The following is a 24476-nucleotide window of genomic DNA, read 5'->3' on the forward strand; positions in this document are numbered from 1 at the left end:
GCGGCGCCGAATGACCGGAACTGGGATAGATGTTGAAGTGCTGCCGCCGTCGGGTAAAGTTGGGCAGGAACTTGACCCCTAGCGGTACTCGGCCGTCCGGGTCGGCGATGGCGCAGCTTCGGTGACCTCGGCACGGACGAGACCGAGAGACCGAGTGGGGTCGCGGGGAGCGGGGGATTGCGGGTTTGCGCGTTGTTCATGTGCCGTGCGGGCCGTTCGCCAACGACAGCGAGCTCAAGGCCTTTAATGCGGTTAATCAGGAGATCAGGAAGCAGGACGGGGATGGCACTGCCTACGTCCTGACGAACCTGACGCACCCCAACCTGCGTGGGCAGGCGGACGAGATCGACATGGTGGTGATCGGGCCGGCCGGGGCCGTGGTCATCGAGGTCAAGCACTGGGATGCCTCCGCGATGCGCCGCCCCGACATGGCGGATCCTGCGGCCGAGCTCATCGTCGCCAAGTCCAAGCGGATCGCGGGGAGGCTCCGAGCCGCCGATCGGAGCCTCGGGTTCGTCGCGCCTGCGTTCCTGCTGACCCGGGAGACCGGGACCCTCAGGAAGAACGGCTCCCCCCTCCGCCACGCGATGGGTGTCGTGGCCCATGGTCTGAAAGACGTGGGCGAGCTCGTCGCGGCCGCCGCTTCGCCGGGTCGGACGGATCCCAGACGCCTCGCCGACCTGCTGGCGGTTCGCTACAACCTTGCGGAAGCCGGCCGGCTGAAGCGTCTCGGCCGCTTTGACGAGTTGCGCCTGCTCACCGACGAGAATGAGCGATTCCAGAGAATCTTTACGGCCCGGGATCCGTGGACCGGTGATCGGGTGCTGCTTCACACTTACGATCTCTCGGCTGCCCCGGCGGGCGAAGCGGCTGCGCTCAGCGACCGCCGGGCCCGGCGCGAATTCGACGTGGTGCAGCGCTTTCAGAAGTCGCCTCACATGCCGAGCCTCGTAGACACCTGGCAGTCGGTTCCGAACTACGCGGGCGAGATGTATTTCTTCAGCGTCAGCGACAGCGCGGCGACGCCAGTCTCCGCTCTCATGGGCGAGGCGGAGTGGACGCCCGCCCAGCGTCGCGACTTCGCAGTGCGCGCGCTTTCCGCTCTGGGCGAGTTCCTCACGGCGGAGCAGGGCCCGCTGCTCCACCGCGCGCTCGACGGCGAGAGCCTGCGGGTCCGTGCCGATAATAGCCCGCTGTTCGCAGGATGGCGCTGGGCGCGGCTTGCACCCGCCCAGACGGTCAGCGTCAATCAGCTCGGTGATCGGTCGGGAGACTTCGCAGCGCCGGAGGTGATCGCAGGCGGGCTCGCCGCCGCCACGCCCAAGTCGGACCTCTACAGCCTGTGCGCCTTGCTAGCTGACCTCTTTCGCGACCCGGCCGACGCGGACGTGCGAGCGGCTCTGCTCCTTGGCTGCGACCGCGACCCCGCGCGCCGACCGGGGGTCGAGGAGATCCTGGACCTCCTCGAGAACCGCGCAGCCGACGAACTCGTCGCCACGGCTCGCGATCAGGTGGAGGTGGTCTCGCCGTCGCGGTGGGACGAGGGCCACCGATTCCAATGGAAAAACGGCACCTACCGTGTGATATCCGTGCTGGGCCAGGGCAGCATCGCGAGGACCTTCAAGCTCGAGCAGCTCGACGCCCGCGGCGAGCCAATCGGCACGTTCGTTGGCAAGGCGGTGTTCAATGCTGAGTTTGGCCCGACTTCGCTCGCGGCCTACCAGCGGATGCGCACCTTCTCCTTGCATCCCGGCCTGTCCAACATCTTGGAGTGCGCGAGCGACTGGAACCCTCATGGGCTGACCGCGCTGCTGCGCTGGAGCCAAGGCTCGCCCCTGAACGCCTGGCGCGGCGACCTGGATTTCATTGCGCAGGAGGTAGGGGCCGACACGCCTGAGCAGCTCGCGACCGACTGGTTCGAGAGGCTCTGCGAGGCGCTGCACGCCCTGCATGGCCAAGGCTGGGTGCACGGCGACGTCAGCCTCTCCAACATCCTCGTCGACGAGTCCAAGGTGATCCTGATCGACTACGACCTGTCGGGCCCGGACGGGCATCGCCCGCCGAGCTCTGGCACCCTTCTCTACGCGTCGCCCGAGCGTCGCGACGGTGCGGAGGCGCTCGCAAGGGACGATGTCTACAGCCTGGCCGCCTCGCTCTTCCACGCCATCACTGATAGGCCCCCCGCGCGCTCGACGAGCGGATCGGGTCTCGACTGGAACGAGAAGGAACGGGCGGCCTTTCCGGACATCGTGCCCATCCTGGACCGCGCGACCGGTCCGGCCGAGGCGCGGTTTCCCGATGCGGGTGCAGCTCTTGCCGCTCTCCGTGCCCGGCGCGTCTCGGCTCCCGCCCCTGTTCAGGCCGTCGTCGCGCCGCCGCCCTCGCAACCCGTCCTGCGGCCGAACGTCGTTCCGCGCGTTCGAGACATCCTCAGCACCTATCCAGGCTCGCGCTTTGGAAATGCTGAGACGCGCGGTCTCGACACCGACTTCGCGTTCGATACGTACGTGCCGACCGGCCTCGACGATACGCTCCCTGCTGAGATCAGGGCGGGTGAGGTCTCGCTAGTGATTCTGTGCGGCAATGCCGGGGACGGCAAGACGGCGTTCCTTCAGCGGCTCGTGCAGACGCTTGGCGGGGAGCCGCCGCAGTCGAGCGAGCGCGTCTGGTCGGGAACGCTGGCAGCCCGAAAGGCCATGATCAACCTAGACGGCGCTGCCAGCTGGAAGGGCCGCTCGGCCGACAGCCTGCTCGACGAGCTCTTCGCCCCGTTCCTCGACGGCCCGCCGCGCGACGGCAGCATCCATCTCGTCGCCGTGAACGACGGGCGCCTGATGGAGTGGATCGAACAGGCCGAGGCGGAGCGGGGCGAGCGGCCCCTCACGCTTGCGCTCACGGCGGCGCTGACGCAGCAGAGCGAGGGGCTCGCGCCTCACATTCGCCTGGTCGAACTGAACAACCGTTCTCTCGTCGGCGGACTCGTTGTCGGCCAAGGTGTGATATCCACCCGGTTTGTCGACGAGCTGGTCCGCCGGCTGGTAGGAGGCGACCAGGCTCCAGAGATCTGGGCGCCGTGTCGCACGTGCACCGCGCAGGCGCGTTGCTCCATGCGACGATCCGCCGATCTGATGGGAGCCAGCGCCGATCCTACGGTCCTGGCCGACGGTGCGCGACTGCGCGAGCGGCTGACCGAGGCGCTGCAGACGGTCCACCAGCGCAACGAGATCCACATCACGGCTCGCGAGCTGAAGGCCGCGGTCAGCTATGTCCTCTTCGGCCTGCACGACTGCGAGGACCTCCATCGTGATGCCGAACTCGAGCCGCACGATCCAGCCGACCACGCGTTCAACCCCGAGTCACCGGGCCGGCAGGGCGAGCTCCTTCGTGAGCTGGCGCGGCTCGACCCGGCGCTAGAGGGCAACGCTCGCGTTGACCGGTATCTCGTCGGGAAGGGCGGGTCTCATCCGGCCCATGGCGCGCGTCGCTTCCGTGATCGGGTCGGAAGGCCCGTGCCTCTGCGCGACGCCCGGCGACGGGCCTATCTGAGCTGGTCGGTCGACCAGGTCGAGGCGGTGGGAGGCGACGATCATGCCTTGACGCTGAGGGACGGACGCAGGGCGAGCGAGTTCCGCCGGTTCCCGCTGCTTTCTGATGCGGAGCAGGCGCAGATCAAGAGCCGGCTGTGCAATGGGCTCTCTCGCCTCGAGCCGCTGCCCGACCTCGCCTATCGCGACGCCGAACGGGTGCCGATCCGCGTTCTTCCGCGGACCCCCACGGAGACCGCGTTCTGGATTGAGAAGTCCTCATCGCGCTTCTCGCTCGCCCCCGAGCGCTTCCAGCCGATGGCCGGCCTTGAGACGCTCCATCGCTTCCTCGTGCTGAGCTACGAGCCGGATCACGGCGGTGTCGAGGAGCTGCTGGTGCCGCTCGAGCTCTACAGCCTGCTCATGGACCTTGCGGATGGCGTCCAGATCCTGGACGCCTTCTCCGACGACGTCTTCGCCAATCTCGGGGTCTTCACGAGCCGCCTTGCTCAGGAGGACGAGCGTCGGCTCAACGCCTGGAACCCCGTTGACAGCGACGTCGTACGTCAGCTTGGCGTCTCGGACCGGTCGGGCAGGCAGGCGATACTTCTTTCTAGGGAGAGCGCGTGATGCCCAGCGAGACGCGACGGGTGATCGAATCCGTCCTGGGGAGCCAGATGACGGCCCAGATCTGGACCAGCACCTATTCGCCCGTGTTTCCGTTCGTGCCGCAGGACTTCTCGGTCGGGGCCGTTCTGCCGATGATGCTATACCTGTTCAGGTGGGGGAACCGGCGGGGGAAGGGCCAGTTCGCGGCCGTCTACGGCACGAACGGCGCGCCCACGATCACCTCGACCGTGGAGAAGCTGGTCTCTGATCCCGCCATCGAGGGTTTCGACACCGCTTCGGGTAGAGCGATCCTGGGTGACTTCCTCCTGACCTCGATCCTGGAGAACAGGCGGCACTCGGAGTCCCACGACGAGCAGGTCCAGCGCTGCTTCGCGAACCACTACTACGCCTCCTGGATCGACCTCCCGATTAGCGCCGCTAACCTCCGCGGGGTGCCCGAGCTCGTCACGGCACTTCTCAGCGACCAGCGCGAGGGCGAGACGGTCGAGCCCTTCGGGGAGCGGGGGCGCTACCGGGTCGGCGCCCGGATCCAAGACAACGACCTGCTGCGAGCTCTCGCGCCTGGAACGTCGACAACCGGCATGAAGAGCGACCTTCGCTCGGACGAGCTTGACGAGTCCGTGCCTCTTCCGCTCGACCAGCTGCTGACCGTGCGTCTCGCCCAGGGCTGCGGCGAGGCCCCGGCCAAGGCGGTGGGACGAAACAATCCTGGACCGATCCCGAACCAGCGCCCGATCGCGGCGCAGGCGGGTGAGAACTTCAGGGACGACCTGCTCGTCTTCCTGGACTGCTACGCGGCCGGCGGGTCGATGCCTCGATCCGCGCTTCTCCAGATGCTGGAGTCCGCGATCGCGATCGGCCTCACCACGATCCTAACCGCATCGGTGGAGATCATGAACCGGTGGGCCGCCACGGGCATTCTTCCGGACCACGCCGATGCGCCTCCGTTTCCCATCTTCTTCGATTGTTCGAGCGGGTCGGACCCGGTCCTGCGGGCGACGTCGGAGGAGTCCGGCTTCCTTTTGCGGCAGGCGCTCAATCGACTGCCCGCCGTCCTCATGTACGCGAGGCTGCTCGACCACTACGTGCGCAGCGAGTCAGAACTCGACCGGCGCAAGCTGCCGCCCACCTCGCCCGACGCGACCCAATGGCTGAACCTGACGGGCAGCATCCTGAACGGCAGTCACGAGGAGGCCAGGGACGCCCGCCGGTTCTTCAGCAAGACCGCCCGCAAGCTGAGGGACGCCGCCGACGCGGCGGAGGATCTCGAGCTGCGAGTTCTCCTGGGGGAGGAGGGGAGCCACTCCGATCCCGGGCGCGCACTCGCGGAGGCACTGAGCACGGCGTTCGTGGAGTCCTCAAACGGCGGCACCGAGCGCCTGAACAACTTTCTGTCGTCGGCGCTCATGATCGACGAGGTCAACGGACTCGCCAAGCGCCGCAAGGTGGTGCTCCACCAGACGCGGCGGAAGGGGCAGGGTCGCAGGGGCGACGCGCTGTCGTTCGTGATGACCAACCCGGTCATCGAGTTCCTGGTCCATCGCCACATCCGCAGGATCGGGAAGGGACGTAAGGAGCAGCCGCTGTCGTATCCCGACTTCCTTCGGGTCCTGCGTGAACGCTACGGGTTCTACGTCGATCGTGCGCCGCCCAACCTGGCGGTGCCCAGCGACGTCCTGCAGCGCAACCGTCGAATGTTCGAGCGCCGCCTACGCGACTTGGGCCTGCTCGTGGGCGTGAACGACGCCGAACGGATGAAGAAGATCAAGTGGCGATATCGCGCGCAGCAGGACGCGCAGGTCAGGGAGCAGGCGGCGTGATGGGACCCGACCACGTCAGGTATCTGGCGCAGGCGATCACGAACCGCTTGGGTGCCCCGAAGGCGGGCGCGGTCGCGTTCATGCGGTGCCTTCCGTCCGAGCAGATCGATGCCCTCGCCGACAGCGACGCGTTCGTGGTGCCGGGCTGGAACGTGAACGCCGTCGTCGATGCGGCCGGCCTGCGTCGCATCACCGCCGATCAGGCGGTGGAGCAGCGCGAGGACAAGGCCGATGCCGCCCTACTGCTGATCGATCCGCTCCGCGCGGGTGCCGGCCTCGACGGCATCTACAGCGCCGGTCGCGAGATCGGGGAGGGCGAGCTCTTCGGCGAGGCCCTGAAGCTCGCACGCAAACCTTTCTTCGGCAGGATGCGCGTGCTCGACGACGCGGTTTGGCGAGCCGAGCGGCTCGGCCGCCGCCGGCGGCTGACGCCCTGGTCGAAGTTCGACTACTACGTCAGCGCTGCCCAGGGCTCCGGCGGCGCTCTTGCTCGGCTCGGGCTGTGGCCCATCGCCAGCGACGGGGATCCTTCGACGGGCGAGCTCGACCTCTCCGCCGAGCTCGCCGACCGGCTCCTATACGTGAGCGACACCCGTGCGATCGCGGAACGGGTGCGGGCCCTTCAGCTGGACGAGTCCGACGAGAAGGGCGCGGTTCTCGAGCAGGCCCTCAGGATCGCGTCGGGCATGAGCCCGGAGGAGGCTGCCAGACGGATCGAGGACCAGCGCGACCTGTGGCTGGGTTCGATCAAGCCCGGCTTCGCCAGCGAGGAACTCCGACGGATCCAGCTCTCCTCTTGGCGTGACGCGAGGGGCAACGTTCTGAAATGGTCGGGCCTCGCCAAGCCCGAGGCCGACGACGGCGCACCGAGGCTAATCTTGGATCGGGCCGCACCGTCCAGAGAGCGCGCTCAGCTCACCGTCCGCTGGACCACCGAGCCTGAGGAGCTGGCGGCCGGCAACGTCGAATACCGCATCTCCGTCGTCGCCGGCGAGGACGTCCTCGCCGAGCGCGTCGTCCACCACCGCGACCATCGCACCCAGCAGGTCGTGATCACGGTAGACGACTTCGAGGAGCTCGAGGGCACCGAGAAGTTCGATGCGACCATCGACGTCACGGCAGTCGGGTTGGAAGGCGTGGGCGCCGTGCGAAGCGAGGCCTTTGTGCTGCAGTTCGGCGAGACGGTGAAGCAGCTCACGAGCGCCTCGGGCCAGGAGGTAAGGACGCTGATCGAGGGCGCGATCAATATGCCTGACCGAGATGCCTTCGATGCTCTGGTCACCGGCCCCGGTGCCGCGGCGCGAGCGGTCGAGGACAAAAAGGGCTTCCTAACCTGGAAGGGAGACGCGGCTACGAGAGGAGCGCGCGTGTTCCGGCCGGCGCTCCTTCGTGCGGTGGAGGCGGACTGGGCCCGCCGGACGGGCACCATCGGCTACTGGACGCAGGTGGTGCGCGCCGATGGCTCCCCGGTCGGGGATCTCGTGTTCACTGAGATCGAGCAAGCGGACCGCAGCGCGTCCACGGACCGCGCACGTGAGGCGAGCCGGAAGCTCGCTGGCGAACTCGGGGCGGCGGGCCTTCTAGGTGTGGTCATACCGCCCGGCTGGTCCGCCGCGGACAACTATATCAACGCTTGGGAGAAGGCCCTCGACGTAGGCGCGCCCGTCCTGGCCCGTCACGGCACCGTGGAGGTGCGCGGGCAGTCTGGTGCGCTGATCGGGCTGCTCGTGACCCCACTGCACCCGGTCCGCTTCGCGTGGCATGCTCACTACGATCAGGTGGTCGCCCATGCGCGCTTCGAGCAGGGGCTTGCGCCGCAGCACATCCAGTCGACGGTCCAGCCGGTTGACTCATCCTTCTTCCCGTTCGCGCTGCCCGGGGATGGGTGCGCGGGCTTCGTCTTCGCCGACGTGATCGGTTTTCACACGGTGGCGATGACTGTCGACGGCGAGCGCGAGCCGAAGGCCGCGACAGCGCTGCTGGCCGCCTGCCTGGGCTCTGGCACGGCCACGATCCCCTCCATCGGACAGGCGAGCGCCGCCGCCATAGCACGCGAGCTCGGACACTACCTGGACTGCTACGGCGGCGCGAACGGCGAGCGGCCCGACCTCCTCGCCATCCAGGCCTGGCGCGCCGGTGACGGCCTGACGGTCTCGAGCGCGCTTGGTCAGACGCTCACGGCACGCGGGTTCAACGACGACGAAGACGAGGTGGACTCGCCGCTTTGCTTCACGCTCGACCTGTTTCACGCGCCGCGTTCCGGAGGCGCGGGACAGTTCTTATCCGCCGTCGGTCAGCGTCGCCGCGCCGGTGGTCAGGTTCTTGATCAGAGGGACCGCTGGCTTGCGGAGACCGCGACGCGGCCGGGCGAGGTGCTGGTCCCCCGGCTTCGCTGGGCCAAGCACGAGGAGCCGTCGGTGGACGATGACTCCGCATGGGCCCGGATGCGGGCCTCGCATGTTAGCCTCGCGTTCGATCTGTTCCAGACGGGTCTGGGGACCGTTCCCTCGTGCACGCTCTCGGACGTGCGGCCACTGCATGCCTGGGGGCTCCTGCGCACGCTCGAGCGGCGTGCCGTCCCCGGTCAAGACCATGAATGGATGACCTACGCGGCACCCGAACTTGGCGGTGAGCCCGGCCCGGAGGGTCGCACTGCCAGCGACCGGCTTCGCCGCATCGACCGTGCTACGGCTCGTGCCACGGCACGCGCGCTGGGTGGCACGAGCGAGGATTGGCCGGTGCTCAAGACGCGGCTGTCGCCCGAGGACCGTCGCCGGATCGACAGGATGCATGAGCAGAGCGACTGGGTGATCACGCTCGATCGAAACGCGGCGCTAGACTACTTCGACTCCCCCCAGGGTAGTCCGGACGCCTACGAGCGGTTCGTCATCGACACCGTGCCGGAGCGTTCGGATCTGACAGCGATCCAGCTCGTCACCTCCACGACGAAGCTCGACGCGGTCCGAGACCTTGTGGACGAGGCGCTCGGTGACATGGGCCTGAGCAGCAGCGAGCGGAACAGCCGCTTCCTGGTCGCGCAGCTGAAGGCGTTGAGTGGCAGGCTCGCGATCCGGCTCGCGGACGGCGGGACGAGGACTGGCGAGCTGATCGCGCTGGCGCTGATGTATGCTCATTGCGCGGCGGGCGGGGAGCAGAAGGGCCCTTGGCTCAACGTCGCCCAGGGCGTGCTGATACCGGTCGACGAGATCGCCGACCACGCGCCGATCGTGAACACGCCGGCGGCCGAGGGCGAGACCGCCCGGCGTGCCGACTTCATCCACGTCAGCGCTCCTGCCCGCGGACCGCTCGAGTTTCGCTTCGTCGAGGTGAAGAACCGGCAGCATCTGCGAACGGCAAGGCAGCCCGACATGCTCGCGCACATGGTCGCCCAAACCGGTGAGCTGCGCGAACGGTGGATGAACTGGTTCTTCGGAGATGGCCTGCAGTCGCTGGACCGCGTCGTCCGGCGAGCTCAGCTGGCCAAGCTCCTGCGGTTCTACGTCGATCGCGCGGCGCGCCACCGGCTGTCGCCGCAGGCCACGGCCCGTCTGAGCAGCGAAATCGATCAGATGGTGCTCAAGGAGACCTATCAGCCCGGCACGGTGGCCGATCCCGACGTCGGCTACGTCTTCTGCCCGGAGCACCGCACCGGACAGGTCGAACGCATTTACTCGGAACGGAGCGAGACGGCGTTGTGGCTCTTTGGGCCGACGATGCTCCCAGACGAGACGACCGGGACCCCCGGCACGTTGCTCCTGCCGAGTGAACCGCCGGAGTTCCAGGAGCTCAGAGCCGAGGAGGACGCGGTCGGAGGTGGCGAGGAGCCTGGGGCAGGTTCGGTCCCAGCGCTGCGGGCCAACGCGGAACTGCCGGCGTTGGGCGACGTACTTGGAACCGAGCCCGCGCCCGCCGCCGGCATGAGTGTCGCCTCTGGCGGATCTCTCGAACCGACGACCTCGGCGACGATGTCGGGCCCGGCTGCCGAGAAAGACGAAGGAGTTCCGTTATCGGTCCGGGATCCGGTCGACGTCCGCCTGGGCGAGTCCCTGACGCAGGTTCCCGTGGACTGGTCGCTGTCGATCCGCAGCAACCCGCACATGATGATGGTGGGACTTCCAGGCATGGGGAAGACGACTGCGCTCATCAACATCTCGAAGCAGCTGACGGCCGCCGGGATCGCGCCGGTGATCTTCTCCTATCACGACGACATCGACGAGAAGCTGGCGGACGCGATCGGGCCCATGCGGACCATCGACTTCGACGGCCTGGGGTTCAATCCCCTGCGCGTCGACGCGCCGGGACCGATGGCCTACATCGACGTCGCGGGAACGCTGCGGGACATCTTCGCCTCGATCTTTCCCGATCTGGGAGAGATCCAGCTCGAGGAACTCCGCGGCGCGATCCGGCAGAGCTACGATGATCTCGGTTGGAACGACCGCGCCGCGCAGCGCCCGGCGCCGCCGCGGTTCCGGACGTTCCTCGACATCCTGAAGTCCCGCCCCAAGCCCAACCAGAATCTGCTCGCCCGCCTTCAGGAGCTCGACGACTACGGCTTCTTCGACGGGGAGGTTGGAGGCGGCGGCATCCTAGTCGATCGCAAGCCGACGCTCATCCGGGTGCACCTCAGCACCAACGAGATCGTCCAGCGCGCTTTCTCCTCTTTCGTCCTTTACAGCATCTACAAGGACATGTTCCGGCGCGGCGTGCAGCAGAGCCTCACTCATGCGATTATCTTCGACGAGGCGCACCGGGCGGCGAAGCTGAAGCTGATTCCACGCCTGGCGAAGGAGTGCCGCAAGTATGGCCTTGCGCTGACGCTCGCGTCGCAGGGCGTCAGGGACTTCGATGCAGGCCTGTTCGAGGCCGTGGCCAACTACCTGATCCTGCGGGTGACCGAGGCGGACGCGCGCACGCTCGCGCGTAACTCTGGCCCGACAGCGGACCAGCAGCGGACGACCGACCGGCTGAAGGCGCTGGAGCCCTATCAAGCGATGTTCTTCTCCGCGGCCACGCAGCGGCCGACCTCCTTGCGGCTGAACGCCGACTAGCGGTAGCCTAGGCACTGTCGTGGTGTTCTTCTTCGAGTCGTTCACTCGCCTCTCAACTCGCGAGCGAAGCACCCCGGTGATGGGCTCTTCTGCTGTTCCTCTGAGCTTGACCGAGGCCCAGTCTGGCGCGGGAACGAATTGCTTCGGGCAAGCTGGTCAAGGTTACGCTTGGCCGTCCCGCTCGGTTTTGGCGTGCCCTGAAGGTCGTACGCTCGACTCGGTAAAACGACCGGCTGGATCTCGCGGCCTGAACGAACATACGGTTCCGAATCTCAGTAGCAGCACCCTGAGTGACTGCTTCTGGGTCGCCGTCCCTTCGAGCGAGAGCGCTAGCCCTTCTGATAGGCGGCATCGAGAACGGGTTTTCCGATTGCTCATCAGCCAGTCGAGATAGAAAGCCCCTGGTCGATGACGTTCTCGTTGGACGAGCGCTTATGCTCGATGACAACAGGCGCGTTGTTCTCATCGATGCCGAGCGTGCCCATCCGCCCGCCTTCGTTGGTGACGAACTCCGACGCGAGGAACCGCACGCCCAGCAGAGCTTCAAGATTGGCTTCGAACAGCGTCTGGAGCGACTTCTCCAGCGCCGTATCCCCGCCGGGCAGCTCGGCCGCGCCGGATGGCGTGGTGCGAAACAGCTTAGATCGCTCATGCGGCGTATCGTCCATCATTGAGGCGGCGGGCCATGCCGAGGCCGGCAAGCGCGTCGAGCACCGGACGCACGGTGGCGGCGCGCTTACCCTTGAAGCTGCGGGCGATGTCGCTCGCGCCAAGCGGCGCGGGCGCGGCGGCGAGAATCGACTGCACCGCGCCGACCTGCTCGGGCAAAGTCGCCGGCCACGGAATGACATTGCTGGCCGGCGCCACCGCGGCCTCGCCAAGGTCGAGCGTGGTCGCGACCGGCGCGTGGTAGCCGGGGTCCTGGAATTCGGAGCGCAGGTAGCGCACCATCCCGCGCGCCTCTTCGGCCGCACGCTCCTTGTTGAGCGCGACTAGGCGGTCGAGGATCGTCTCCTCGCCCAGCGTGCCGGCGCGATGCTCGTCGCCCCAGCCATAGGCATCCGCCACTCCCTCGTCGATCGCGTGGTGATGCTGGCGGATCAGCGTGACGAGCCCGCGATCGTGTATGTCGCGCTCCTGCGGCGTGAGCGCACGGCCCTCGCGCAGCGCTTCGAGGACGTTGTAGAGCTTGGTGAGCGTCAGGTCTGCGTGCTCGGCGAGCACGCGCTTGCGGAGAGCGTCCAATGCTTCGGCATCCGCACGGATGCGAGCAGTCAGCGATCCGGAAACGTCTGCGGGGAAGGGAAACGGATCGAAGCATTCGCCGATGTTGTAGTTTAAATCGTTGCCGACACCTTGCTTAGCTCCCCAAGCGATGCTCCAAATAGAGTGAAACTTGGAGCTCAGCACCGCGAGCGCCAATGCATCCGAAAGCGCGAACGCCACCAAACGGCTCTCTGCGAGCGTGGTGATGTCAGTGAATGCGAACATGCGATGTTTCGCTGTCCGCGCGGTAATGACGTATCTATGAAGCCCGGAAAGAGCGGCTCTCAAGTCGTTCCTTGGTTCTCCATATATCCACCAGCGATCCCGATATGACTTGCGAGCATTTGTCTGACGCTGAGGTAGCACAGTCGCATGAAGATGCTGATAGAGGCGGGGATGCTCCTCAACGAGGTTCCGCTCCTCCAGTCCATAAGCATCGATCGTATATAGCCCTCTGCCACCGGACGTAAGATCGCGACCGCTTGTATAGGGCCGGATAATCGACGCGGATGCGGGCTCGAGATTAAGCAGGTTCTGACGTTCGAGTTTATCAATGATGAACCCCGACCCGATCAGGGTCGCTCCCAAGGACGCAAGCCCTGTGTTCGCCCGTAGCGGTTGAGCTGAGAGCAAATCGGCTCCCACCCGCAAGTTTGCTCCGACCACCCCTGTTTTTTCGCTCAGCACCTCGAGGCCCGGGATTTTGCTCTCCGACTGAACTGCCAGCGCCTTCCCTGCTATCCTCCCGGAAGCAGCTACCGAGAGAGCAACCCGGACAGCTGCCGAGCCTGTTTCATCAATCCAAGGGTGATCGGCTATCGCGAAGGTGATCGAGAAATCCTGCATCCCGGCGAGGTGCTTCGCCAACACTTGCCGATTGAGGGTCTGTGTCAGCGAGTTTGTGGTGATGAAGCCAAAGCGCTTAGCTTCCCCTGCCTGAACAGCTCTTGCCGCGATCTCCCACCAGTACATGACGAAGTCGACGGACTGTGGAACTCGCCAAGCGCTAAAGAGCGCGTCCACGTAGCCACCGCCCAGTCGCTCCCGCATGCGCTTGTTGCCAATGAACGGCGGGTTCCCAACGATGAAGTCAGCCTTCGGCCACGTCGCCGCACGCGGATTGACGTAGCGATACACGTCTACCTGCGCCGCCTCGTCCGGAACTGGCTTGCCGGTGACCGGATGCGCCTTCATCGTCTCGCCGTCCCAGCGAGTGACGGTTGCGCCGGACGCGTCGCGCTCCAGCACGCGCTCGTCCCATGCGATCAGCGCGTCGCGGTTCTCGATGGTGCGGATGTCGCGTAGGATCGGTTCGGGCGGTGGACGGTCGGCACCGTTCACGCGGAAGTGCCACTGGAGATAGCCGATCCACAGCACCAGCTGCGCGATAGCGGCGGCGCGCGGGTTGATCTCGATGCCGAGGAAGTTCTCGGGCGTGATCGTGTGGCCGGTCAGCTCGGCGAGATACTGGTCGTCCCCGAGATCGACGAGGAGGTCGAGCACCTCACCTTCCAGCTCTTTCATCCGCGCCATGGCGACGTAGAGGAAGTTGCCCGTGCCGCAGGCGGGATCGAGCACGCGAGTTTGGGCAAGGCGGGTATGGAAGGTCTCCACCGTGCGGCGCGCTTCCTCCGCCTTGCCCTGGTCAATGAGCTCCGACGCGGCGACGCGCACGCCCGCCCAGTCGGCGCGCAGCGGCTCGATGATCGTCGGCCCGACCAGTCGCTCGACATAGGCGCGCGGCGTATAGTGGGCGCCGAGCTTGGCGCGTTCCTTGGGATTGAGCGCGCGCTCCAGCAGCGTGCCGAAGATGGCGGGCTCGACCTCGGTCCAGCGATGCTCGGCCGCCTGGATCAGCACCTCCAGCTCCTCGGCATCGAGCGGGATGGCGGTGCGATCCTTGAACAGATAGCCGTTGAACTTGCGGAGCGGCACGCCGAGCGCGGGGGAGAAGTCGCCCGCATCCATCGCCGCCCACAACGCGGTGAGCTGGTGCTCCAGGTGCTGCGGCGCCGCCCGCTGCGCCTTGAGCAGGTTGGTGAAGCTCTTCTCCGGGATCAGCCCGCTATCTTCCGCGAACATTGTGAAGAGCAGGCGCATGAGGAAGCCGCTGGTGCGCTCGGCGGTGTGGCCGCGCTTCTCCAGCCGGCGGGCGACGGTGGCGAGCAGGTCGGCAATATCGCGTGTGACGCGGGCCGCGCGGGCGGCGGGATCGAGGCTGGTGGGCACGTCCCAGATGGCTGCCAGCCGCTTGCGCACGTCTGGATCGCGCAGGTCGTCGAGCATGATCCGATAGCGTGAGCGATCGGGAAACTGGGCATACGATTTCCCCGTACCGGAGAAGTCGGAATAGACCTCTATGCAGTATCCGATATCGGCAACGAGCAGGAACGGCGGCCAGCCGTGGTCGGCGGGAAGCGCCTTGGCGTAGCGTTCGGCTTGGCCCTTGGCCTGCACCATCGCCTTCGCCCAACCCGGCGTGCCACGCTTCGCGGTGCCCCGCTTGAGACGCGCGAAGGCAGTCTGGCCAAACAGGTCGAGATCGTCTTCGCCGCGCTCCGCGGCGGCGCGATCGGCCTCGCTCCCTTGCTTCGCTTCGAGGATGAAGGCGCCGCGCTTGTAGCAGTCGATCCGGCCGAAGCTGACCGTGCCGTCGCCGTTATCCTGGAACACGCGACGCTCGAAGACATAGTCGTTCTGGGCATCATCGGTGCGGCTGCCGCGCGGCGGTTCGACTCCGATCAGCCGGCACAGGCCGTTGATGAAGCTCTGAGTGTTCGCGAGCTCCGATCCACCTGTGTCGCGCCACTCCGCGATGAACTGTTCGACGTCAGAAGTCTCCCCCATGTGAGCACCTTAGGGTGTTGAAAGTGCCCTGAGCAACACGGCAGTGACGACAGCGGCAAGCAGTTTGGCGGTTTCCTCACGGGGGATGAACGGGTGTCCAGTTCTGGAAAGGGGCTGAGCGGCGCTGGGCGTCCGGGTGTGGGTCAATTCGCCGAACGAAGATGGAGGAATTTCCCTACCAAATCACGCCGTCCCGCAGCGGATGCTTGTTCGCGGCGTTCGCTAGCGGCACGCAGGCGCGACTGGCCGATCAACCCTAGGATGGCTCTCGCTGCGAGGGTCGTTTCATAAGCCATCCCCTCATCAATCTAGGTGGATCGGAACTCGCGACCGATCCTCGTTTCAAGCAAACGGGCCATCTCGCCACGATAGACGGTTTCGTCGAATCCAATTGCTCAAGAAGCGGACGTGCTGCGCCAAGGCAAGGCTTGGCGCAGCCGTTCATCAATACCGGTCGGTCGTGGCGACCGTCGAGTAGCGGGTCCGCTCGCGATCGACTTCGTCGCTCGTATAGGCCGGGGCGTCCGCGTCGAAGCTCGTCCAGCCGGATTCGCGATACGCGGCACCGCGAACCGACGTGTCGACCGCCTTGTTTCGATCCAGCACCGCTTCGGCTTGCGCAGCTTGATCGTCCGGCACCTTCGCGCTCACCAGCGTGCCGCCACGGCGGACGCCTTCGGAATAAACGTTGGAGTCTTCGTCCGAATGACCCGCGTTCTTGAGCGCGCCCACGAGGCTGCCGGTGGCCGCACCACCGACCGCGCCGATGCCGGCGCCGGCCGCCGTCGCTGCCAACCAGCCGGCTGCGACGATCGGACCGAGGCCAGGAATGGCGAGAAGTCCGAGGCCGGCCAGCAATCCGCCCGCCCCACCGAGCAGCGCACCCGTCGTGGTGCCGCGGGTGACGTCGCCGTCATCGTTGATGCCGTCGTGCCCGTCGGTGTCGTGGTGGCCGTGCGCGTTGTTGGCGACGATGCTGATGTCGCTATGATCGATCCCGAACGCTTCGAGATCGCGAACTGCAGTCGTGGCATCTGAGTAGTCGTCGAACAGACGTGTGATTGTCTTGGACATTATCGTTCTCCGGTAATCGGGATCAATGGACGGTGACGTTGCCCTTGTAATCGAGCGCGACGTTCACCTTGCCGCCGTCCTTGGTGGCCGTTCCCTGCCAGACGCCATTCTTGTTTTTCGCCAGCCCGCTTACGTTCGCGTAGCCGGCCTTTTCGATCCGACCGCGCGCCTGCGACTCCGTGAAGGAGTTGCGCCCCTTCGCCGCCATCGTGGTCGTGTGCGCGGTGGCATCCTTGACCGCGGGATTGTGCGAGCTTGTGTCGGCCTGGGCGAAGGCGCCCGTTGCCAGCGTGGTCGCCATTGCGGCGACCAGGATCTTCCTGTGCATCTTTCTCTCCTGTGACTCGCGTTCCATTGTCGCGAGCTCGACGGCCCAACGATCGACAGGCGGGAACGGCGCCTAAGCAAAGCTACCGATGAATTTATGCGTCAGCGGCCGATCAGCGAACCGATCCGCGACGAACCAGATTGATGATCGCGAGCAGGACGATGGCGCCCAGCAGCGAGACCAGGATCGTCTGGATGTTGATGACGCCGCTCGTGATCGGCGCGCCGCCGATCAGCGGCGTGACGACGAAGCCTGCGATGAGCGCGCCCACGATGCCGACCACGACATTCAGAATGATGCCCTGCTGACCATCTGTCCGCATGATCATGCTGGCGACCCATCCGATGAGTCCGCCGACGACGAGAAGGATGATGAGACCCATGGTGTCCTCCATTTCCCCGAAGCGTGCAGCGGGATGCCGCGCGCTGTTGGTTGGTTAGGTCGCATCAACAGTCATGCGTCGGGGACGTTCATTGCAGCTCCGAAGCCGCGGCCGGCGGCTTGATCCTCCTGTCACGGCGCTATTGGTAGATTTGTCGCGCAGCTGGGGCTGCCAATGGGGAACGCACACGCTCCTCGAACCTTGACGCCGCATGACCGATGATTTCATCGAACGGCCGCGTTCCCCGACGCTTCATCACCTTGAGCAGCTGATGTCGGGGCTCACTGCCGGGGTGATCCTCGTCGATCCTTCTGGCGTGCTCGTAAACGCCAACGCCGCCGCGTTGCGGATGCACGGTGTTGCGACACTGCAGGATCTGGGCACCACCGCCGACGATTACTGCCAGCGCTTCTGCCTGCGCTACCGAAACCACAACCGTCTGACGAAGCGCGAATATCCGATCATGCGAATGCTGGCGGGGGAGAGCTTTCCCGACCTGGTCGTGGAGGTCGCACCGATCGGGACCAACGAGCCGCGCTGGACGCATGCGGTCCACGACGTGGTGATGGACGAAGATGGGGGCGAGCCCGACTGCCTGGCGCTGGTCATCCAGGACGTATCCGAACGCTATGACGCCGAAGCGCGGTTCGAATCGATGTTTCAGGCGAACCCTGCACCCGCGCTCATCCTACGGCTCTCGGATCAGCGCTTCATCCGCGTCAATGCGGGCTTCGCCGATCTGTGCAGTTGCCCGCGCGATGCGATCGAAGGCCGCCATCTGCGCGATCTGGACATTCTCGCGCATGCGGACCGCCATGCATTTGTTGCGGAGCGTCTCGCAAGCGGCGCTACGATACCGCAAGTCGAGTCCGAGCTGCCGCTTCCCGATGGTTCGACACGGCTTGTCATCTTCGCGGGACAGCCGATCGAGGTTGCCGATCAGCCCTGCATGCTGTTCACGTTCGCCGATCTGGAGCCGCGGCGTAAGGCTGAGCACGCTCTCAGATCGAGCGAGCATCGCTCGACGACCATGTTCCGTCTGGCGCCGGTTGCGATGGCGGTGACTTCCGGAGCCGAAAACCGCATCGCCGAGGTCAACGAGGCGTTCGAGCGCATGTCGGGTTTTGCCACCGGCGAGCTCATTGGGCGGAGCGTGGACGATTTCCAGCTCTGGAATGACGCCGCGTTGCGCCGATCGATTGAGGAGGAGATAGAACGTCGCGGCGGTGTGCGGACATGCGACGTTCGCGTCCTTCCAAAGGACGGCGACCCGGTTGACTGCCTCGTCTCAGCGGAGGCGATCGACGTGAGAGGCGAGCGATGCGTGCTCTGGCTCTATCAGGACGTCACTTCGAGACGGCACAGCGAGCTGGAGCTCGTCCAGGCGATCGATGCCGTGATGAAGGATGCCAGCTGGTTCAGCCGCTCTATCATGGACAAACTGGCCACGCTCCGCGGACCAGGCGGTGCGACGGCTCCGGCCGTCGCGGAACTCAGCAAGCGCGAGCGGGAAGTGCTGGAATTGCTTTGCGAAGGGCTGGACGACAAGGCGATCGCCAGCCAGCTCGACCTTTCCGGAAACACGGTGCGGAATCACGTTTCGCGTCTCTATGCGAAGATCGGTGTGAATCGACGCAGCGCAGCGGTGATCTGGGCACGAGAGCGAGGGATCGGCGGTCGCGCCGGGGAGCCACGTTGACGGGGCTGGGCACCAGCCGCCCCCGCGCCGCTGTTGCCCGCATCGACGACCGCGACCGAAAGAAGGAAGCGACTGATGTAGATCGCGGCTGTCATCCCGGCGGGTCCCGCGCCGATAATTGGAACGTCGAAGGAGCCATTGGCGGGGAGTGACCGCTCATCGAACTCGAGTTTATGGCGTCCTCGCGATGTCACTTGCTGCAAAGGGGCCAGCGGGCTGCCGGGTATGGCGCTAAACCATCGCACGCCGAGATGGGGCCACGCAGAAGGCTCGCTTCGCAAGTTCCGTCATCCGCGGCAGGCTTCCGTCGCCGCAGCCACGCGGCGGGGTCGAGCGGAACGCGAGACATGCCCGGCTGTTGAGCGGTCTCCACACGAAAGCGAGGCGACGACCATGAGCCGCATTCCTACAGACGACCTCGCACCCGAGACCGACAACAGCGAGCAGAGCGACGACGGGCAGGCGCAGGACGTCGCCGACGACGCCCTCGGGCTCAGCAGCGACCTCTCCGAGGACAGTGAGCATGGCGGACGGGCAAATCCGGCGGCGATCACTCCCGACGACGTGCCCGATCTGGTCGACACCATGAACCAGATGGTCACCAGTGGTCGCATCGACAATGGCGCGTTCCGAGGCGAGCCGATGCACGATGACGAGGAAGACGGCCTCGGTCAGACTGACAGCGACGACGACAACGAGTAGATCGCGCGGTTGCCGCTGCCTCGAATGGAGGCAGCGGCAACCGGGTTGGCATGGGCGAATGCCGCCGGCGATATGATGTCGGAGTTTCGACAGCGGTTAGTCATCAGTCCGACTGCACCAGTTCGCTGCGGCTGGGATATGCAGCCGATACCGGGGGAGCATCCCTCTCGAGATCCTTGTTTGAGTGAAGGCCGGCACGATGGCGATTTCCCGACAACGCGTCGAGAATGGCGGGTTCATTCTCTTTCTGGTCCTGATCACCGCGGGCCTGACGGCGGTTGTGTCCGGGTTCCTAACGGCGCTTCTCTGGGCAGGGCTCGCTGCCTTGCTCTTTCAACCGATCTTCCAGCGATTGCTCCGGCGGTGGCCCTCGCGCCGAAACACCTCCGCGGCGGTCACGATCCTGATAATCACGGTCGCGGTCGTGATACCCGCCCTCGTTCTGGCGAGCCTTGTGATCGAACAGGCCGCCGGCGTGTATGGCCAGATCCGTTCAGGGCAAATCAACTTCGCAGACTATTTTCTGCGGGTTCACAACGCATTGCCGCTGCGACTTCAGCACCTTTTGGACAGCTCCGGCTTCGACACGTTCGAGCGGGCGCAGTCGCAGATATCAGAGGCCATCAGCGGCAGCATGAGCGTGCTTGCGCGCCGCGCCTTCGCTATCGGAGCCAATGCGGCTGCTCTCTTCCTTGCGTTCGGCGTCGGTCTCTACGTGACCTTCTTCCTGCTGCGGGATGGCGACACCATAGGACCTGCCGTCGTGAACGCCCTGCCGCTGGAGCCGTCGATCGCTCAGCGCCTGTCGGATAAGTTCGTCTCGGTAGTCCGGGCCACCATAAAGGGCTCCGGCGTCGTCGCTCTCGTCCAGGGCGCTCTAGGCGCGATCACCTTCTGGATCGTCGGCCTGCCGGCGGTGATCCTCTGGGGCATGCTGATGGCGGTGGCGGCTCTCCTACCCGCGATCGGACCGACGATCATCTGGGGACCGGTCGCCGTATACCTCCTCGCGACCGGCGCGATCTGGCAGGCGATACTGGTGGTGTTGTCGGGTGTGCTTGTGATCGGCCTCGCGGACAACATCCTCAGGCCCATTCTCGTAGGTCGGGATACGGGCATCCCCGACTGGCTCGTCCTGGTGACAACCTTGGGCGGCATCGATCTTGTCGGCCTGAGTGGAATCGTGGTCGGACCTCTCGCGGGGGCCCTTTTCATCACCGGGTGGCAGATATTGGGCGAGCAGCGACGCGGAGTGAAGGCCGCCGCGCCGGCGGCCTAGGGTGACAGACGATTTAGGGGTCCAGCCGCCGCTCTCGGCGACTGGACCATGATATCAATCCCGCAGGCTGTCCGGCACCACACCGCCGTTCTCGGCCAGTTTCGCGATGACTGCCTTCTGGAGAGCTATGTTCTGCTCGGCGGTGCCGTCGGCGCCGGCGCGGACGCCGAGTTCGTCGGCGAGTTCTTTTCGGGCGCCCAGACTGGAGTCGAGGTCCAGAAGATGCAGAAGATCGACGATGGACGTCTTGTAATTGCCGCCGCCGCCCTTCATCGCCGCCATCTCCCCCAGTACCGCGCCTACATCCACTTTGGCCGCAGGGGCGGCGGGCGCAGCAGGTGCCTGAGCCGCGGGAACTGCAACGGGAGCCGAAGGTGCGGGTGAGGTCGTGGGCGTGGTCGGCGCTGCGGGCGCTGGAGCTGAGGCATGATTGAAGATCTTGCTCATAATCGATCCGAAGATGCTCATGTCTCGTTCGCCTTTTGTGAGCCGGGATGCGGCCGTCGACGGGGACAACGACGGCCGCGCGGCTTCGCTCCGGACAATTCCGGAACGGCGAAGATAGGTCGATCGTTCGAGGCGCTCCCAGGAAGAGGTTCCAGCCATGAAGCGCAGTATTGTAGCACTAATGACCGCCACGGCCTGCCTCGTCGCCGGCTGCAGTCAGAAAACAGAGCCGGCGGCTACCAATACCAGCACGGAAGCGACAAGCATGAATGCGTCCGAGATGACGGCAGGAAACGATCAGGCGGCAGCAGCGGCAACTACCGGCGGCCAGGTATTTGCCAATACGGTTGCTGCTAGCGATGCCTTCGAGATCGCCAGTTCCAAGCTCGCTGCGGACAATGGCGCCTCTGCGGGCGTGAAGAAATTCGCCACGCAGATGATCTCGGCACACACGGAATCGACCGCGAAGCTGAAGACCACCGCATCGGCGCTTTCGCCCGCCGTGACGCCCGACCCCACGCTGAGCGCCGACCAGCAGGCCAAGCTGGATGCGCTCAAGGCGGCAAAGGGAAGCGAGTTCGACACGGCTTACGCAGCCGACCAGGTCGCCGCGCACGAGCAGGCGCTTCAATTGCTTCAGGATTACGGTGCATCAGGCGACGTGCCAGAGCTGAAGCAGTTCGCAACCGGCCTCGCTCCCAAGGTCGCCGCGCACCTAAACATGGCCAAGGGCCTGAAGCCCTGAGGTTTCAACGAGCAGCGAACACGAGGCGGCAAGGGCGGTGGAGAGATGCGGCCTGGCAGCTGAGGCGCTGCGGGCCGCCAATGCTTGTTGCAGAGACGGACGAATTGCAGCCCACGTCACTTCGCGCGAGCGGAGAGTTCAGAACGCAAGGACTTCGATGACGGAAGCGATATGGGGTGACGCAGCGTCACCGGGCATCGACTGGCGCATCAGCGCCGCGCTGGAGAACGTGCCGCGCGGCGATGGCGACGTCGCCGAGGTCACGAGCCTTGAAGGTGCGGTTCGGGCTTGGCTGACGCTGGATGCAGGGCATCGCGCCGACGCGATCCTGACGGTGGAGCACCCGGTCATACTCGACGGCGTGTCCATGACGGGATTCTCGGGCGAGGGGATCTCCGCCCTGGCCGAACGGCTACCGGGCCCCGCGCTGCGGCCGATCGACGGGACCGTCGTGGACGACGCCGACTAGACGCGCGTGGCGCGCCGGCTTCGGAACGTGACGGACCAGCGCGGCTCGTCCTTCTCGACGATGCTGTGCTCCCAGAGGGGGACGAGCCTCGCCGTTCAGATGGTCAAAGCCGCGCGGAATCGGCGGCGCGGACGCGCGTTTGAACCGTTCGCCTCTGCAGCGGCGGAAGCGTGTGTCCGCAGGCGCTCCCATCAAAATCCCGACGACATGCTCGAAGGCGGGGCGGTCCCGATGCCAGCCGATCACAGCGCCGGGATCGTACCGTATCAGCAGCGCGTGTATCAAGGGGTCAGGAGACAGGTCGGCGAACCGCGCGGCGCAATCGCGGACCGGCAGCAGCCGGTCGGGGAGGGCTGGCCTCGTTCAAGCCGTCCGGCGTTGAAGTCGTAGGTCCATCCGAACGAGTCCGTCATCCGCTCGGCGGTTCAGCCCTGAAAGCGAAAGGGCGACAGCGCGGCGGCATCGATGGTTGCGACGAGCGACTCCTCTTTGGCACGGGAGGTCAGATCATCCGGCGAGGAAGGCCCGGAAGGACCGAAGTGTTGAAGAGGTCCAGCATCACCCGACCTCCGCCAGTTCGCGCGACGGGACATCGGCCGCACCGTTCGGGTCGAAGAGCCAAGCCGTCCTTGAACCAAGATGGATGAGTGGCTGAAGATGGGAGTGATAGGAAGGGCGTTGAATGACGACTTATGGATCAGACCGGACGATTACGCCTCTTACCTCTGCCCTTAGCGTTGATCGTCCTCCGGCACGATCCATGGTTGCTGTACCAACCAGTTCCACAGATGGTCCTGAAGCCTGCCTTCGCTCACCTCCAGCTCGGCAAATTGATCATCGACCCCGTAAAAAATCTCCTTGGCCATCATGTCATCGCCCCCTGCCCAAAGTTCGAATATATCATCCTCGTTCTCGATGATGATATGTTCTAGCTTGTTCAGCAGCTCTGCATGGCCCGGCAGACCTATGCGCCGCAGCAGCTCCCGAAGCGCATGCAACCGCAGAACGCAGTCTTCCTCATTCTCATGATATTGCGCGTGACCGCCGTTGGTCACCTCGCCAAGGTACTTCCACAGGTCGGCGAAGAGCAGTGCGTCGGGCGATAGCTCGGCCTCCCCGCCACTCTCCCTTACCTGTTCGACGAAGTATCCAACCTGCAGACACGGCCGCCAAGGCTCTCCAGCGATAATGTCGGCCCTGGGAACTGGAATAGGCTTGATCATACTGCGCCGATATCGCCTTTCGACGACGGGTCTGCCAATCGGATCAGCTGCCCGCCATCGAGCGTAGAATTGTTCGATAGCTCTGTCGCAACGGTCGAAGCATACCTGCGTTTCCGCGCCATACATCAGCTGCCGCTTCCTGTCGGGCCTCACGCCATCCGGCGCGGCTGCGACCGCTTCGCCACAAGCGAGCCTGCCGCCAGGCCGATAACGGCCCCGGCTCCGACATCGCTCACGAAGTGGCTACAGCGTGGGATCTGGATACCCCCGGCGAGCGTCGCGAGCAGCGTGGCCGTAGCGGCATGTTCGGGATACTCGCTGGAATAGGCTCGCGCCACCGCGACAGCACCGGCCGTGTGACCGGACGGAAAGGAACTCATGGCACTGTCTCGGCTTCCACCGCGCTCAATCCGGTACCGGCCTCCCTCGACGGGGACATGTGGACGGGTACGATCGACGCGATGCTTCACGAAGTTCTTCGCCTTCGTCGCCAGCCATTCGGCCGCCAACATCCTAACACCGGCGCGGACCATCCGACTGTCTGCCCGGAACAGGCCGATTACCACCGTCGCGGCAGAAAGGGCGTAAAGCTGAGGTTGGTCCGCAAGCTCGCCGACTATGCCAACCGTACGGACGGCCGGATGATCGCGCCACTGGCCGATCTTCCTCGCAACCTTGAGATCAGCCTTCTCGATGCCGCCGCGGGTCTTCACTTTCGTCTTCGTCTTAACGGACGGCTTCCGCGATGCGCTCATGTGCTCTTAATGTCCGGCACGGGCTGGCGGGCCCGTTAGGTTCGGCAACCGCCGCACTTCGCCAATCGCGAACGCGCACCTATATGACGCCGGTGCATGCGATGTACTTGGTTCATCGCAGCTCTCGCTACAATCATAGCCACGGTAAGGCGTGGTTAACCATGATCCGCTAGATGCGCCGCCACCGGGCAACCGCAGAGCGGACCGGGATCGTGTCCCACGAGGTGGTGTAGCTGGG

Annotated in this window: 16 protein-coding genes; 8 read left to right on the forward strand and 8 right to left on the reverse strand. The window is 65.5% G+C overall.

Annotated features, from left to right (window positions below; translation table 11 throughout):
* The first annotated feature begins 185 nt into the window (after positions 1 to 185).
* From PQ455_RS13605 to PQ455_RS13615, 3 genes are read left to right on the forward strand one after another with little or no spacing between them, the layout of a single operon-like run.
* Positions 186 to 4154, forward strand: a complete 3969-nt coding sequence (locus PQ455_RS13605; protein ID WP_273686632.1) for a protein kinase domain-containing protein — start codon at positions 186 to 188, stop codon at positions 4152 to 4154.
* Positions 4154 to 5974: a methylation-associated defense system protein MAD7 family protein gene (locus PQ455_RS13610; RefSeq protein ID WP_273686633.1), complete on the forward strand. Its 1821-nt coding sequence runs from the start codon at positions 4154 to 4156 to the stop codon at positions 5972 to 5974. The genes PQ455_RS13605 and PQ455_RS13610 overlap by 1 nt, the downstream gene beginning before the upstream one ends.
* On the forward strand, positions 5974 to 11022 hold the full coding sequence (locus PQ455_RS13615) for an ATP-binding protein (protein ID WP_273686634.1): 5049 nt from the start codon (positions 5974 to 5976) through the stop codon (positions 11020 to 11022). The genes PQ455_RS13610 and PQ455_RS13615 overlap by 1 nt, the downstream gene beginning before the upstream one ends.
* A gap of 377 nt (positions 11023 to 11399) precedes the next feature.
* On the opposite strand, the gene PQ455_RS13620 is transcribed toward PQ455_RS13615, so the two are convergent.
* The 5 genes from PQ455_RS13620 to PQ455_RS13640 all read right to left on the reverse strand — a co-directional run bounded on the left by PQ455_RS13620 (position 11400) and on the right by PQ455_RS13640 (position 16919).
* Complete coding sequence (locus tag PQ455_RS13620) at positions 11400 to 11690, reverse strand: PDDEXK family nuclease (protein WP_273686635.1); 291 nt, start codon at positions 11688 to 11690, stop codon at positions 11400 to 11402.
* Entirely contained in the window at positions 11671 to 15135 is a 3465-nt protein-coding gene (locus PQ455_RS13625) for a class I SAM-dependent DNA methyltransferase (RefSeq protein WP_273686636.1), read from the reverse strand. Before PQ455_RS13625 ends, PQ455_RS13620 begins: the two co-directional genes overlap by 20 nt.
* A 444-nt stretch (positions 15136 to 15579) precedes the next feature.
* Entirely contained in the window at positions 15580 to 16209 is a 630-nt protein-coding gene (locus tag PQ455_RS13630) for a hypothetical protein (protein ID WP_273686637.1), read from the reverse strand.
* A gap of 22 nt (positions 16210 to 16231) precedes the next feature.
* A complete protein-coding gene (locus PQ455_RS13635; protein WP_273686638.1) occupies positions 16232 to 16537 on the reverse strand; it encodes a hypothetical protein in 306 nt (101 codons plus the stop codon).
* Positions 16538 to 16649: 112 nt separating this feature from the next.
* Positions 16650 to 16919 carry a GlsB/YeaQ/YmgE family stress response membrane protein gene (locus tag PQ455_RS13640; RefSeq protein WP_273686639.1) on the reverse strand — a complete coding sequence of 90 codons (270 nt, stop codon included), beginning with the start codon at positions 16917 to 16919 and terminating at the stop codon, positions 16650 to 16652.
* 211 nt (positions 16920 to 17130) lie between these two features.
* Here PQ455_RS13640 and PQ455_RS13645 point away from each other — a divergent pair, with 211 nt between their 5' ends.
* The 3 genes from PQ455_RS13645 to PQ455_RS13655 all read left to right on the forward strand — a co-directional run bounded on the left by PQ455_RS13645 (position 17131) and on the right by PQ455_RS13655 (position 20599).
* On the forward strand, positions 17131 to 18618 hold the full coding sequence (locus tag PQ455_RS13645; RefSeq protein ID WP_273686640.1) for a PAS domain S-box protein: 1488 nt from the start codon (positions 17131 to 17133) through the stop codon (positions 18616 to 18618).
* Between the two features lie 393 nt (positions 18619 to 19011).
* Positions 19012 to 19320, forward strand: a complete 309-nt coding sequence (locus PQ455_RS13650; protein WP_273686641.1) for a hypothetical protein — start codon at positions 19012 to 19014, stop codon at positions 19318 to 19320.
* A gap of 199 nt (positions 19321 to 19519) precedes the next feature.
* The gene (locus PQ455_RS13655) at positions 19520 to 20599 is read left to right on the forward strand and encodes an AI-2E family transporter (RefSeq protein ID WP_273691376.1); all 1080 of its coding nucleotides are present in this window, start codon (positions 19520 to 19522) and stop codon (positions 20597 to 20599) included.
* A 54-nt stretch (positions 20600 to 20653) separates the two neighbouring features.
* On the opposite strand, the gene PQ455_RS13660 is transcribed toward PQ455_RS13655, so the two are convergent.
* Positions 20654 to 21067, reverse strand: a complete 414-nt coding sequence (locus PQ455_RS13660; RefSeq protein WP_273686642.1) for a DUF3597 family protein — start codon at positions 21065 to 21067, stop codon at positions 20654 to 20656.
* A 136-nt stretch (positions 21068 to 21203) separates the two neighbouring features.
* On the opposite strand from PQ455_RS13660, the gene PQ455_RS13665 reads away from it, so the two are divergent.
* Together PQ455_RS13665 and PQ455_RS13670 are read left to right on the forward strand one after the other, a co-directional pair.
* Positions 21204 to 21791, forward strand: coding sequence for a DUF4142 domain-containing protein (locus PQ455_RS13665; protein WP_273686643.1), 588 nt, complete (start codon positions 21204 to 21206; stop codon positions 21789 to 21791).
* A gap of 157 nt (positions 21792 to 21948) precedes the next feature.
* The gene (locus tag PQ455_RS13670) at positions 21949 to 22260 is read left to right on the forward strand and encodes a hypothetical protein (protein WP_273686644.1); all 312 of its coding nucleotides are present in this window, start codon (positions 21949 to 21951) and stop codon (positions 22258 to 22260) included.
* 731 nt (positions 22261 to 22991) lie between these two features.
* Here the strand turns inward: PQ455_RS13670 and PQ455_RS13675 are convergent.
* Entirely contained in the window at positions 22992 to 23483 is a 492-nt protein-coding gene (locus PQ455_RS13675; RefSeq protein ID WP_273686645.1) for a DMP19 family protein, read from the reverse strand.
* 149 nt (positions 23484 to 23632) lie between these two features.
* Positions 23633 to 24196 carry a phosphatase PAP2 family protein gene (locus PQ455_RS13680; protein ID WP_273686646.1) on the reverse strand — a complete coding sequence of 188 codons (564 nt, stop codon included), beginning with the start codon at positions 24194 to 24196 and terminating at the stop codon, positions 23633 to 23635.
* Positions 24197 to 24476 lie beyond the last annotated feature (280 nt).

The sequence above is a fragment of the Sphingomonas naphthae genome (genome assembly GCF_028607085.1).
GTDB lineage: Bacteria > Pseudomonadota > Alphaproteobacteria > Sphingomonadales > Sphingomonadaceae > Sphingomonas_Q > Sphingomonas_Q naphthae.

Excerpts from the sequence above, each read along its gene's own strand:
- PQ455_RS13610 (WP_273686633.1), top strand. The coding sequence starts at position 4,154 with ATGCCCAGCGAGACGCGACGGGTGATCGAATCCGTCCTGGGGAGCCAG.
- PQ455_RS13615 (WP_273686634.1), top strand. The coding sequence starts at position 5,974 with ATGGGACCCGACCACGTCAGGTATCTGGCGCAGGCGATCACGAACCGC.
- PQ455_RS13620 (WP_273686635.1), bottom strand. The coding sequence starts at position 11,690 with ATGGACGATACGCCGCATGAGCGATCTAAGCTGTTTCGCACCACGCCA.
- PQ455_RS13625 (WP_273686636.1), bottom strand. The coding sequence starts at position 15,135 with ATGGGGGAGACTTCTGACGTCGAACAGTTCATCGCGGAGTGGCGCGAC.
- PQ455_RS13630 (WP_273686637.1), bottom strand. The coding sequence starts at position 16,209 with ATGTCCAAGACAATCACACGTCTGTTCGACGACTACTCAGATGCCACG.
- PQ455_RS13635 (WP_273686638.1), bottom strand. The coding sequence starts at position 16,537 with ATGCACAGGAAGATCCTGGTCGCCGCAATGGCGACCACGCTGGCAACG.
- PQ455_RS13640 (WP_273686639.1), bottom strand. The coding sequence starts at position 16,919 with ATGGGTCTCATCATCCTTCTCGTCGTCGGCGGACTCATCGGATGGGTC.
- PQ455_RS13645 (WP_273686640.1), top strand. The coding sequence starts at position 17,131 with ATGACCGATGATTTCATCGAACGGCCGCGTTCCCCGACGCTTCATCAC.
- PQ455_RS13650 (WP_273686641.1), top strand. The coding sequence starts at position 19,012 with ATGAGCCGCATTCCTACAGACGACCTCGCACCCGAGACCGACAACAGC.
- PQ455_RS13655 (WP_273691376.1), top strand. The coding sequence starts at position 19,520 with ATGGCGATTTCCCGACAACGCGTCGAGAATGGCGGGTTCATTCTCTTT.
- PQ455_RS13660 (WP_273686642.1), bottom strand. The coding sequence starts at position 21,067 with ATGAGCATCTTCGGATCGATTATGAGCAAGATCTTCAATCATGCCTCA.
- PQ455_RS13665 (WP_273686643.1), top strand. The coding sequence starts at position 21,204 with ATGAAGCGCAGTATTGTAGCACTAATGACCGCCACGGCCTGCCTCGTC.
- PQ455_RS13670 (WP_273686644.1), top strand. The coding sequence starts at position 21,949 with ATGACGGAAGCGATATGGGGTGACGCAGCGTCACCGGGCATCGACTGG.
- PQ455_RS13675 (WP_273686645.1), bottom strand. The coding sequence starts at position 23,483 with ATGATCAAGCCTATTCCAGTTCCCAGGGCCGACATTATCGCTGGAGAG.